Source organism: Shimwellia pseudoproteus (assembly GCF_016415625.1).
Classification (GTDB): Bacteria; Pseudomonadota; Gammaproteobacteria; order Enterobacterales; family Enterobacteriaceae; genus Shimwellia; species Shimwellia pseudoproteus.
Genome location: NZ_WBXP01000068.1, coordinates 1 through 12,417, shown reverse-complemented (window position 1 = coordinate 12,417; position 12,417 = coordinate 1). Strand labels below are relative to the sequence as shown.

Here is a 12,417-nt window from a genome sequence, read left to right as displayed (position 1 = left end):
TCGGCGAAGGTGAGTTGATGGCTCATGATGTCCCTCTGGGATGCGCTCCGGATGAATATGATGATCTCATATCAGGAACTTGTTCGCACCTTCCCTAAGACAAACCCCAGAATGGCGGAAATAATCCCGGCCAGCAGGCCCATTTTAAATCCGGCCAGTATTACCGTAAAACCGCCAATGGCAAAAATAGCCAGTGCCGTGGCAATACCGATGGTGCTCATCGATAATTGATAACCACTCTTTCTTTCTGCCAGCGGTACGCTTACCAGCGCATGATCTTCCGCCCGGCGGGCCAGATTATGTGCTGCATCTGAATTATTCATAAAACCCTCGAATGAAATAAATATGATTTAAGCAATCAAGAAATTAATCATTAAACAAGAATGGAGAAAATACAGATACTGAACCCAATAATTCACTGGCGCTGACAGAAATAAATAGCCGAAAGGCAAATCCCTTTGCCACATTAATTATTATTACCAGACCGGGACATATTCCGGGCGGCGAGTGTTCCATTTCCATGGCTGAATATACTGGCGAATAAATAAATTCGCTTTGGCATACGGGTCCTGGCTGGCAATGGCCGCCGCCTGTTCACGGCTCTGGGCCTCGAGAATATACATACCGCCAAATGCCTGGCTGGCATCGTCACTGAATAGCGGCCCCCCGGCCTGGACCGACTCCCCGAGGGATTTCATAAAGGCCAGATGTGCCGGGCGCTCCCGGGCCCGGATTTCCGCGGCGCCGTCAGGCCTATCGACATTAAACACCACAAATAGCATGGTCACTCCTCCGCCCCGTTACGGGGTAAATAACTGTCACAGTTGAGATCGGTGGCATAGCGCAGAGCGATACGCGCAAAGCACCGCCTTAATTGAAGGTAAATTTGCTGCCCCATGCGGTCTCTTTCCCCCAGTTAACACAGACACTCTGGCGGCGCATATAGCCTTTCCAGGCGTCCGATCCTGCGGTGCGCCCACCCCCGGTCTCTTTCTCACCGCCAAACGCGGCCCCGACATCGGCGCCGGTGGTGCCCATATTGACCCGGGCAATACCGCAGTCGCTGCCGGACGCAGACAGAAAGCGCTCAATATTCCCCAGGCTGGTACTGTGGATCCCGGAGGCCAGCCCCTGGACGACCCCGTTATGCATGGCAATGGCCTCATCCAGCGTGTCGTACTCAATAACATACAGCAGCGGTGCGAAGGTCTCTTGCTGGACACAGGGCCAGTGGTTCTGGGCATCGACAATCAGGGTCGGCTCCACAAAGTACCCGTTGCCCGGCATCCGTTTACCGCCAAAGGCCACCCGACCGCCCAACTGACAGGCCTGATCGATTGCCGTGGCGAAGTCATCCACCGCCGCCGCGTCGACCAGCGGCCCCACCAGGGTTTGCGGGTCCGCCGGGTTCCCGACTTTTACCTGGGACCAGGCCTGGCAGAGCAAATCCACCAGCCGTTCGCGCACGCTACGCTGGACAAACACCCGCCGGGTGCTGGTACAGCGCTGGCCGGTGGTGCCCACGGCACCAAATGCCAGGGCGGCGGCGGCCATTTCCAGATCCGCCGTTTCATCCACAATGCAGCCGTTATTGCCGGAACACTCCAGCATATAGCGGCGGCCCAGGGTACTGCCGACAATGCTCGCCACCCGCTTGCCCACCCCGGACGATCCGGTAAACGAAATCATCGCCACCCGGGTGTCTGCCACCAGCAGTTCAGCCACCGCGTTATCCGCCGGAATAAACAGTGAAAATACCCCCGGCTGGCCAAACTCTTCCATTGCCTGGCAGGCCAGGCGCTGCATGGCGATGGCCGTGAGCGGCACTTTCGGGCTCGGCTTCCAGATAACGCTATTGCCGCCAATGGCCGCCAGAAAACCGTTTTGCGCCCAGACCGCCGCCGGGAAGTTATAGGCCGAGATAATCCCCACCACCCCCAGCGGGAGCCACTGATCGTACATCCGGTGCTGGGCGCGCTGGGACTGTTGGGTATAGCCGTAGAGCATGCGCGACTGGCCCGCCGCCAGGGTGGCCATATCCACCACTTCTTTCAGCTCCCCTTTGCTCTCCATCAGGGATTTGCCGGTATCCAGGGCGACAATTTGCGCCAGCGCGTCCATATTTTCCGCGACCAGCTGGCCAATACGCAGGATCATCTCCCCGCGCCGGGGGGCCGGGACCTCACGCCAGCGCAGGGCGGCGCGCTGGGCACAAGCAATCACCGCCTGATACTCCGCAGCACTGGCGCCGGTCACCCGGGCTTCGACCTGTTCGGTAGCCGGGTTGATGGCGTCAAAGGCGCGGGCGTTGTCTGGCGCCCCCCACCCGCTGTCACTGCACCACGCGCCGGGGTTAATCTCTTGCAGCCCCAGGGCGGCAAATGCGCTTGCTTTATTAATCATGCTGTCTTCCTCTGTTATCGGGGCTCGGCTCAGGCGGCACAGCCAATAAAGGCGGTGGCTTCGATCTCCAGCAGAATATCGGGCCGGGCAAGGGCGCTCACTTCCACCAGGGTGCAGGCCGGGAAATCACCACTGAAAAACTCGCGCCGCGCCTGCCACACTGCGGTATTGTGCTGAATGCGGGTCACGTAGATGGTCATTTTCACGATGTCGTTCATCTCGCCCCCGGCCGCCTGCACCAGATGCTGAATTTTGCTAAATACCGCCATGGCCTGCTGGTACTCATCATCGCCGGTTATCTCATCAAGATTTTTCCCCCGGGCCGTCAGGCCGGAGATAAACAATTGCGGCCCCACCCGCAGAGCGTTGGACCATAACCCGGCGGCGGGTTCGGTCACGTCCGGGCTATAAACACGCTGTTTTTTCATGCTGGTCATCCTTCTGTGTCTCTTCTGCGGCGACGGTATTACGCAGCCGTCCAATGTGGGTGATGTCAACCTCCACCACATCCCCCGGGCCCATAAACAGCGGCGGTGTCCGCCTGGCGCCAATCCCCCCCGGGGTGCCGGTGACAATCACATCGCCGGGCATCAGGGTGGTAAATGCCGAGATATAAGCAATCAGCGCCGGGAAAGGCCGGATCAAATGTTCCGTGGTGGTGCGCTGTACCTCGGCCCCATTGAGGCGGGTCACCAGGGTGAGCACCGCGTCATCGGCAATCGCATCCCGGGTAACCATCCACGGGCCAAAGCTCCCGGTGGCATCAAAATTTTTCCCCGGGGTCCACTGGGGGGTATGGCTCTGCCAGTCCCGCACCGAGGCATCGTTGTAGCAGGCATAGCCCGCCACATGTTCCATGGCCTGCGCTGCCGGGATATGCCGCCCCTGGCGCCCGATAATCAGGGCTATCTCCCCTTCAAAATCAAACTTATCGGACACCGCCGGACAAACTAGCGCGCCGTTATGGCCGGTCTGGGAGGTGGCCGTGCGCAAAAACAGCGTCGGGTGGCTGGTTTTCTCCCCCCGGGTTTCCAGGCGGTGGGCTTCATAGTTATGGCCGACACAGATAATCTTCCCCGGGTTATCAATCACCGGCAGAAAGCGGATATCGGCCAGCGGGAAGGGGTCTCCCCCCCGGGCAAGGGCCGCCTGCAGCGCCACTTTCCCGTCGTCACCGGCGGCCAGCAGGCTTTTGAGGTCCGGATAGCGCGGGGTTAACCCGGGATCGATAACCCGGTCCCCCTCAACCACCCCATAGCGCTGGCGGCCGGCGTAATAAAAGTTAACCAGTTTCATGACGCGCTCCGGTTAGGCTTCACTGACCACTTTGCCGATGGTGTCATCGCTGTGGTATTCCGGTTTTTCGTAGTAGTGGGCCCCGTCATACACCTCCAGCAACAGGCAGCGGCTATTGGCCCGGGTTGGCCCGTGAAACGCGCCTTTCGGGTTCATATAGAAGTCCCCCGGGCGCAGGGTAATGTCGGACTCGCCGCCGAAGTAGCAATACTCCCCTTCCAGGCAGTACATAAACTGGTTAGAGGCATGGCGATGGCGCTCCGGCACCCCGGACCCGGCCGGGAAATCCAGTAAAGCCACACTGGCCCCGGTTTCCGGATGCACCCACAGCATGTACTGGCGCAGGCCGGTCTTCTCAAACAGCAGCCATTTTTCCGGGTCGAGATCTTCCGGGCGCACCAGCACTTCACCCACCGGGGTATTGATATGTATGTTTTTACTGTCCATCGCGGTAACCTTATGTAAAGTAAGACGTTAAGAGAAAAACGATGCGGGAACTTTCATCCCCCACTGGGTGGTATCCTCGCCGCTGCCGGTGAAATGGGTCACCTGGTGGTGGTGGTTGACCACATCCCCGTCGGTGTAGTGCTCCACCCGGTTGCCGTACGGATCCAGCCAGTAGTCATAAATCTGGCTGCCCAGTAAGTGGCGGCCAACGCCACACTCCAGCCGGTAGCCCTTGCTGACCAGGTGCTCATGGCCGACGTACACCGCATCCAGATCCTGCACTTCGAAACCACAGTGGTGCAGCCCGGTCTTACGCGATTCGTTAATCAGCAGCGCGTGGTGATCCACCAGGGTTTCACCGCGATCAAAGCGCATAAACGCCCCAATCGGCCGCATTTCCGGGGTGCTGATATAGTCGGAAACCGCCATACCAAAGGTGTGGCTGAACCAGGCGGCGCTCTCGGGGCAGTCGCTGACCCGCAGCACGCAATGCCCGAGGCCAATCACCGGCGCAATCTCCGCCCGGGCGCGGATCGAGGCATTCACCCGGGGCTTCTCCGAGGCGTTGTTAAACAGATGGCTGTCGCGCACCGCCACCGGGGCGGCGGGCTGCACCCCATACAGGGCGGTGATTTCCACCCCGTCCGGGGTACGCAGGCGCACCTGCTGGCCCCCGCCGGGCAGCGGGTTAGGCTCAATGGCCGAAGCCCCCGGCTGGCGGGCCAAAAAGTGCAAATCACCGGCGCTGGCGACATTCAGCCCGAGGCCAAGAAAACGGTTGTCACGGCCCAGCCGGGAGATATGAATCACCGGGTTATCGCCGGTCCCCCGTAACAGCAGCGTGTCCGCCGCCAGGGACTCCACCGGCTGTAAACCGAAATCCGCCATAAAATCGGCCATCGGGGCCAGATCGGTGACCTGAAACACCACATAAGCCAGTGAGACCGCCCGGGCGCAGGACGGGCTATTTTCCCGATCGTGATAGGTTTCCATTATTGACTCCTTATGCCTTACAGCGCGGTGTACTCACCGCGGTGGAACCCCAGAGCACCGCACCCGGTGCGCTGGCCCAGTGACTGAACCCTGCCCACAAAGAGGGTGTGATCGCCGCAATCGTACTGGTGATGCACCCCGGTGGTCAGCCAGGCCAGGGCCCCTTCCAGCACCGGCTGGCCGTGATAATCAATAAAGTTGACCGGTTTGTCGGTCTGGGGCTGCCCGGCAAAGTGCCGGCTCAGGTGGGCCTGGGTATCCGCCAGCATGCTGACGCTGTAACGCCCGGTGGCCTGCAACAGCGCATGCATCCGCGCCCGCTTATCTACCGAGACAATAATCAGCGGCGGCGACATCGATCCGGACATAAACGCGTTGGCGGTCATGCCGTGGATCTCCCCCTGATGCTCGGTGGCGATAACAATCACGCCGGTGGCAAACTGCCCGAGGGTGTTACGGAACTGGCGGCTGTCGATAGCGGGCTCCAGCGCCTGCTGATGGTCGATTATCAGATCGCTCATCGGGTTATCCTCATAACAGGGGCCAGAGGCCCCGTGACTGACATAGGGTTATTTACGCAAAATGCTGACATCATCCGGGTTAATCAGGTCCGGCACGGTCCAGCCGTGGAGGTCATACTCATTCATGCAGCTGTCCACCAGGTTGCGGCACTGATCCATCACCCCGGTTCCCTGGGCAGTCCACAGATTGGTCAGGCGGGTAACGTCGTTACTGCCGATATAGTTGATTTCATACAGCTCATGGCGGCTGCCAAACTCACTGCCAATGGCATCCCACATCAGCTTCATGGTTTTCACCCGCTGTTCGGCATCAATGCCGCCGGTGCCGCGCAGGTATTTGTCGAGGTAGGGCTTCACTTCCGGGTTGAGGAAGTCAGAAACGTGGCTGTTGAGGTATACCAGGGCACTTCCCAGCACCTGCTCGATGATGTTTTTCACCGTCGGCATCGCCATCTGGTTCATGACCCGGTAAGCCCCGGCGAAGTGCGGGTTCGGGCGCACCATGTCATTCCACTCCACGGTACTGTGGCACATGGCATCCGACAGCGCCCAGAAGGTGTTACGCCAGGCGACGATTTCACCGAGTTTGGACTGCACCCCATGGAACACTTTCGAGCCGGTAATATCCAGCCCCTTCGACAGCAGGCCCAGCAGGAAGTCCATCTTCACCGCAAAGCGGGTACAGCCGTGGAGCGAGGCGCGCTCCAGGAACCCGGAGCCGACGTTAAATTTATTGGCCTGCTCCACGGAGCCGTGCATAAACACGTCTTCCCAGGGGATAAACACGTTGTCCAGCACCAGGATGGCGTCGTTCTCATCCAGCCGGGACGAGAGCGGATAGTCAAACGGCGAGCCCAGTACCGCGGCCCGGTATTCGTTGGACACCCGGCAGATCAGTTTCGACCCCGGGGCGTTTACCGGCACCATAAACACCGCCGCATAGTTGGGATCGGCAATGGGGACCTGGGCGATATGGGCCACAAAGGTGTAGTGGGTCAGCACCGAGTTGGTCGCCACCACTTTCGCGCCGCTGACGTAGATCCCGGCGTCGGTCTCTTTGGTGACATGGACAAACACATCGGAGCCATCCGCCGTTGCCCGGTCGCGATCGACCGGCGGGTGCATCACCGCGTGGTTGATAAACCAGTTACGTTCCTGAGCTTTGTGGTACCAGAAGCGGGCGTTATCTTCGAAGCCTTTATAAAACTCGGCGTTGGCCCCGAGGGTACCAAGGAAGGCCCCTTTGTAGTCCGGGGAGCGCCCCATCCAGCCCCAGGAGATGCGCTGCCACTCGGCAATGGCATCCCGGGAGGCAATTTGATCGTCGGCACTGCGGGCGGCCTGGAAAAAACGCTGGGTAAAGCCCCCACTGGCGGTAGGGGTGGTGAGCAGATCCTGGCGGGCAGGATCGTGCAGGGCATCGTACATACGGGCAATCATTCGCGCGGAGTTACGAAATGCAGGATGGTTGGCAATACTGCCCTGCACCCGTTCCCCGTAAATCCACACTTCCCGGCCATCATCAAGACTGTCAAGGTACTCTGCGCCGGTAAACGGCAACAGCGGAGCGCGCTGGTTCATGATCTGTCCTCTGCTTGCTAACGTTCAGATGCCTGATTCCCGGTAATACAGCGGCGCCAGAAAACAGACTCTGACCACAAAATCCGGCAACACAGGGCGGCTTGGTTGCTAAGCAGACTGGCGGCATTTGCCAGCAGCGTCCAATGAATGTTAAAAAGATGTTTATAACCATCCGGTAATAATGTGACACCTGTTGTTATAAACTTGTTACCTCTGACAAGTGGAAGCTCACTGGCAATATCTTGTTTTTATTGCGTTTCTATCTCTACGGATTGACAAGTTCGTTATTGCAGGTCACGTCGGGCCATAACGACACAGCAAAAGAAGAAACTGTGACAGAGGTTGCTATTCATCATGATTATTTATAGGGGAAAGCAACAATATGAATTCACTCGACAGTTTTATTCGTTCGCAATTAAAACTGCGCCAGTTACAGCTACTGGTCGTGATGGACGATCTGCGCAACGTCAGTAAGGTCGCTAATTATTTACATGTTTCCCAGCCCGCGGTATCAAAAGCCCTGTCAGAGCTGGAAAATAATATTGGCTTAAAATTATTCCACCGCACCATTCACGGTATGCAGCCGACGATTTATGGCAGTAGCCTGGTGGTTTATGCCCGGCGCATCCTCGCCGAATTAGGTAAAGCCCGGGATGAATTACGGGCATTGATTTCCGGGGTGGAAGGCAAAGTGTCAATTGGCGCACTGCCCGCCGCCGCTGCGGCAATATTACCCGGGGCCATTGACCAACTGAAAACCCAGTCCCCCTATACGGCCATTGCTATTATGGAGGGCACCATGGAGGTGCTTAAACCGCGCTTATTATCGGGGGAGATCGAACTGATTGTCGGTATTTTACCGGAGGAGAGCGCCCACGCCGAAACCGACGCTATTTTTATCTACCAGGAAAAAATGGCGCTGGTCACCGGGGTGGAACATCCGCTGGCAAATAAACAACAGATTACCTGGGATGAGCTGCAAAGCACCCCGTGGATCCTGCCGCCCCACGGCTCGCTGACCCGCCAGCCCATTGAAGAGGAATTTCGCTACCACCACTTATCATTACCGACCAATTATATTGAGTCCGTCTCAACAATGGTCAATGTGGGTATATTACAACTCGGCCAGGCGATTGCCTTTTTACCCGGTTCGGTGGCCCGCTATTATGCCCGGCTCGGGGTGCTGGCTATTCTGCCGGTGTCAATTCCGGCACTCACCCAGCAGGTGGGTATATTGCATGTCAAAGACCAGACCCTCTCCCCCAGCGCCCGTTTATTTATTGCCACCCTGAAGAACCGCTTCGACGGCGAAGAGAATATCCCCGAGGCGGCGGTGTCATAGCCGGGAAAAGTGTATCCAATTGTTACAATATAACAATTATAACATTCCGCGTAACGCCATTATTTTTAAGGATAAAAAAGGACGTTACGCGGTATTTATGCTCATTTAACCACCGCGGTGCTGCCGCGGGGCAGATTCACAACCCCGGTAATTATTGATACGTTATATTATAACAATTCAATTAATACGTGAGCCTTATGTTATCCCCCCATTTCACATCCCTGTTTTGTCGCCCGGCGCTGCATCGCGTCTGGCTGGTGCTGGCGCTGAGCGCGTTGATCGCGGGCGCGATTAGCTGGGCGCTGCAATTACCATGATAACTCTGGAGAATCTGGTCACGGGCTACCAGGGGCATCCCCTTAGCCAGCCCATTAGCGGCACCTTCCGGGCCGGGAGTATGACGGCGATTATCGGCGCTAACGGCACTGGTAAATCAACCCTGTTACGCACCCTCGCCGGGTTACAACCCGCCGTCAGCGGAACGCTCCGCCGCCAGCCCCTGGCCTGCACCGGCTGGCTGCCGCAGCAGCACGCCCTTGACCACCAGTTCCCGATAACCGTGCACGATGTGGTGGCAATGGGATGCTGGCCCCAGCGCAGCATGTGGCGGGGATTGGGGGGCGGCTCCCGGCAGCGGATTATGTCGGCGCTGGATCAAGTGGGGATCCGCTCACTGGCCGAACACACCATTGATACCCTGTCCGGCGGGCAGTTTCAGCGCATGTTGTTTGCCCGCCTGCTGGTACAGGACGCCCCGCTGCTGCTGATGGATGAACCCTTTACCGGCATTGATAGCCAGACCAGCGAGGCGCTGCTGGCGCTGATGTGCCAGCTGCATCGCCAGGGTAAAACCCTGCTGGTGGTGCTGCATAACCTGGCCATGGTACAGCGCGCCTTCCCGGAGACCCTCTGTCTGCATCAGGAATATCACCACTGGGGCCCGACAAATGACGTGGCGGACCGCCTCGCCCTTGCCCCTCAGCACCAGGGAGCCGCCTGATGAGCCTGCCCCATATTATTGATGCCTTCGTGCAATTCGGCTTTATGCGCCGCTCGCTGGTGGCCTGCCTGGCATTATCCCTGAGCCTGACGCCGCTGGGGGTGTTCCTGTTATTACGCCGTATGAGCCTGATTGGTGATGCCCTCTCCCACGCGGTGCTGCCCGGGGTGGCCATCGGTTACCTGTTATCCGGCATGTCACTGCTGGCCATGGGGCTGGGGGGATTTATTGCCGGACTGCTGGTGGCACTGTTATCTGGCTGGGTCAGTAGCGCCACCCGCCTGCGCGAGGATGCCAGTTTTGCCGGGTTTTACCTCGGCTCGCTGGCCCTGGGGGTTACCCTGGTCTCCCTGCGCGGTTCCAGTGTTGATCTGCTGAATTTGCTGTTTGGTTCATTACTGGCGGTGGACCACGGTGCGCTGCTGTTTATTGGCACCATCAGTGGGGTAACGCTGTTATTGCTGGCGCTGTTTTACCGCCCGCTGGTCAGCGAAGCATTCGACGCCGCCTTCCTTGCGGTGCAGTCCCGGCGGCTACCCGGGCTTATCCACGGGCTGTTCCTTGGCCTGCTGGTGATGAACCTGGTGGCCGGTTTCCAGATCCTCGGCACCCTGATGACCGTGGGGCTGATGATGCTGCCGGCCATTGTCGCCCGCTGCTGGACCAACCGGCTGGCCAGTATGTTGCTGGTCGCCTCGCTGGCGGGATTTTTCAGTGCGCTGCTTGGCCTCACCTGGTCCTGGTACCAGGGGGTACCCGCCGGGCCCGCTATCGTACTGGTCGCTGGCCTGCTGTTTATGATTTCCGTGCTGTTCGGTAAAGAGAAAGGGGTCTTCCGCCCGCGTTATACCGCAGCACCACCTTCCGCAACCCCGTTAAAAGGACCACAACAATGAAGTTATTTGCCTCACTGGCTATCTTCCTGCTGGCAGCCGTCAGCGCCGCAGCCAACGCCGCGCCTTTACAGGTGGTCGCCAGTTTTACCATCACCGCCGATATGGCGAAGCAGATTGGTGGCGATCACGTGGTCGTCCACTCCCTGGTGGGGCCGAACGGCGATCCCCATACCTTTGAACCCACCCCCCAGGACAGCCAGTTGCTCAATCAGGCCGATCTGGTGATAACCAGCGGCCTGGGACTGGAAGGGTGGCTCACCCGCCTGATCAGCGCATCGGGCTACAAACACGCCATTGTTGTCGCCTCCCAGGGGGTAACAACCCGGTCCATGGAAGAGGACGGTAAAACCATCACCGATCCGCACGCCTGGAACAGCGCCCACAACGGCGCTATCTACGCCCGCAATATTATGCAGGCGCTGATCAGTGCCGATCCTCAGCACGCCAGTGATTTCCGCCAGCGCGGTACGGCGTACATCGCCCAGCTAGAAAAGCTCGATAGCTGGGCAAAAACCACCTTTGCCGCCTTACCGAAAAACCGCCGTCTGGTGTTGACCAGCCACGATGCTTTTGGCTACTTCGGTAAAGCCTATGGGGTCACCTTCCTGGCCCCGGTGGGGTTCTCTACCGAGGCGCAGCCCAGCGCCAGTGATGTTGCCTCGCTGATCAACCAGCTGAAGCGCCACCACAGCCGCTATTACTTTGTGGAAAACCAGACCGATCCCCGGCTGGTAAAACAAATTGCCGCCGCCACCGGTGCCCAACCCGGGGGCACGCTGTACCCGGAAGCGCTCAGCGACGCCAGCGGACCGGCCCCGACCTATCAGGCGGCGTTTCGCCATAACGTGCAGCTCATCGCCGCCAGCATGAAATAATCCTCACCAGGCGCGCCTGCGGGCGCGCTTATTCAGGCCCGTTAGCGAATAACAAAGACCGGTATCCGGGCATGACGGATAACATTTTCTGCGGTCGAGCCTAACAGGTGTGAGCTAAACCCCGTGGGTGAACGGGAGCCAATAACCACCACATCCGCCTCCAGCGCCTCCGCCAGGCGATTGACTTCATCCCGCACTGAGCCAAAGCGAACCTCGTGATAAATCCGGCTGGAGCACGTTTTGAACCCTTTTGACAGACGCTGCATCTTCAGAATGGCATCACGGGAAATAAACGCCTCACTTTGCTTCACATCCGCCGCAAACCCTCGTAGTGCGGCGCGGTGGCTTTTCGGGAAGACATGCAACATATGAATTGTTGCGTCTTCTGCACCGGCCAGAAAATCCGCATGGGCAATGGCCTTATCAGACAAGTCCATTTCAAATATATCCACCGGCATTAATATTTTCTTATACATAACAATAGCTCCCTCTTATTTACGCATCCTCTGCCAGCCATTTATTACCGGGCAGTGGCCGGTCTTGTTGCAGACATAATCTTTTCCTGACATCACCTTTTATTGGCGGGGCATTTTATTGGCGTCTTGCACCACACACCCGCCATTACTAAAGATTTAACATACTTACAATTCTATACGTCATATACCCTACGGCTGACGTAGTAAATATTGCAATCATCACACAGTAAATAAATACACGGGTATTGATTATTTTCATCATAGCGTCACCACTCGATGATGGTTGATTTTTTAAAATAAAAAAATCAACAAGTTAAAACAAATAACGTTGAGTTACCATTAGATTTTCATATAAAACACCTGTCTACTTATTGTTCAGGATCAATAAATAGTCAACCCCTGTTCACTACTATCATAAATATTAAAAAACTATATTTTATTTTTAGCGGCATTATTTTAAATGGAGAATTTTAAATGGAGAGTTTTTATGGCTTTGTTGAATAAATCAGATTTCGGGTAAGTCTCCCCCGTAGCGGGTTGTGTTTTCAGGCAATACGCACACTTTCAGGCATACCTGCTTTCGTCAT

14 protein-coding genes are annotated in these 12,417 nt (G+C 57.4%); 4 read left to right on the top strand and 10 right to left on the bottom strand.

The features are described from left to right. Positions 1-71: 71 nt before the first annotated feature. The 9 genes from F9C28_RS18650 to F9C28_RS18610 form a co-directional block, all read right to left on the bottom strand. Positions 72-323 carry a hypothetical protein gene (locus tag F9C28_RS18650; RefSeq protein ID WP_199016796.1) on the bottom strand — a complete coding sequence of 84 codons (252 nt, stop codon included), beginning with the start codon at positions 321-323 and terminating at the stop codon, positions 72-74. Between the two features lie 153 nt (positions 324-476). After that, on the bottom strand, positions 477-782 hold the full coding sequence (locus F9C28_RS18645; protein WP_199016795.1) for a YciI family protein: 306 nt from the start codon (positions 780-782) through the stop codon (positions 477-479). A gap of 88 nt (positions 783-870) precedes the next feature. Continuing rightward, a complete protein-coding gene (locus F9C28_RS18640) occupies positions 871-2,403 on the bottom strand; it encodes an aldehyde dehydrogenase family protein (RefSeq protein ID WP_199016794.1) in 1,533 nt (510 codons plus the stop codon). Between the two features lie 29 nt (positions 2,404-2,432). Then, a complete protein-coding gene (locus tag F9C28_RS18635) occupies positions 2,433-2,831 on the bottom strand; it encodes a RidA family protein (RefSeq protein WP_199016793.1) in 399 nt (132 codons plus the stop codon). Beyond that, entirely contained in the window at positions 2,809-3,699 is an 891-nt protein-coding gene (locus F9C28_RS18630) for a fumarylacetoacetate hydrolase family protein (RefSeq protein ID WP_199016792.1), read from the bottom strand. The genes F9C28_RS18635 and F9C28_RS18630 overlap by 23 nt, the downstream gene beginning before the upstream one ends. A gap of 12 nt (positions 3,700-3,711) precedes the next feature. Beyond that, on the bottom strand, positions 3,712-4,146 hold the full coding sequence (locus F9C28_RS18625) for a cupin domain-containing protein (RefSeq protein ID WP_199016791.1): 435 nt from the start codon (positions 4,144-4,146) through the stop codon (positions 3,712-3,714). Between the two features lie 27 nt (positions 4,147-4,173). Further along, complete coding sequence (locus F9C28_RS18620) at positions 4,174-5,139, bottom strand: VOC family protein (protein WP_199016790.1); 966 nt, start codon at positions 5,137-5,139, stop codon at positions 4,174-4,176. A gap of 17 nt (positions 5,140-5,156) precedes the next feature. Then, positions 5,157-5,660 carry a flavin reductase family protein gene (locus F9C28_RS18615; protein ID WP_199016789.1) on the bottom strand — a complete coding sequence of 168 codons (504 nt, stop codon included), beginning with the start codon at positions 5,658-5,660 and terminating at the stop codon, positions 5,157-5,159. A 48-nt stretch (positions 5,661-5,708) separates the two neighbouring features. After that, positions 5,709-7,241, bottom strand: coding sequence for a 4-hydroxyphenylacetate 3-hydroxylase N-terminal domain-containing protein (locus tag F9C28_RS18610; RefSeq protein WP_199016788.1), 1,533 nt, complete (start codon positions 7,239-7,241; stop codon positions 5,709-5,711). A gap of 382 nt (positions 7,242-7,623) precedes the next feature. Here F9C28_RS18610 and F9C28_RS18605 point away from each other — a divergent pair, with 382 nt between their 5' ends. From F9C28_RS18605 to F9C28_RS18590, 4 genes are all read left to right on the top strand, one after another. After that, positions 7,624-8,583, top strand: coding sequence for a LysR family transcriptional regulator (locus F9C28_RS18605; protein ID WP_199016787.1), 960 nt, complete (start codon positions 7,624-7,626; stop codon positions 8,581-8,583). Between the two features lie 313 nt (positions 8,584-8,896). Beyond that, a complete protein-coding gene (locus F9C28_RS18600) occupies positions 8,897-9,583 on the top strand; it encodes a metal ABC transporter ATP-binding protein (protein WP_199016786.1) in 687 nt (228 codons plus the stop codon). Next, positions 9,583-10,479: a metal ABC transporter permease gene (locus F9C28_RS18595; protein ID WP_199016785.1), complete on the top strand. Its 897-nt coding sequence runs from the start codon at positions 9,583-9,585 to the stop codon at positions 10,477-10,479. Before F9C28_RS18600 ends, F9C28_RS18595 begins: the two co-directional genes overlap by 1 nt. Continuing rightward, positions 10,476-11,354, top strand: a complete 879-nt coding sequence (locus F9C28_RS18590; protein ID WP_199016784.1) for a metal ABC transporter substrate-binding protein — start codon at positions 10,476-10,478, stop codon at positions 11,352-11,354. The genes F9C28_RS18595 and F9C28_RS18590 overlap by 4 nt, the downstream gene beginning before the upstream one ends. A gap of 41 nt (positions 11,355-11,395) precedes the next feature. Here F9C28_RS18590 and F9C28_RS18585 read toward each other — a convergent pair whose 3' ends face one another. Further along, complete coding sequence (locus tag F9C28_RS18585; protein WP_199016783.1) at positions 11,396-11,830, bottom strand: universal stress protein; 435 nt, start codon at positions 11,828-11,830, stop codon at positions 11,396-11,398. Between the last annotated feature and the right edge of the window lie 587 nt (positions 11,831-12,417).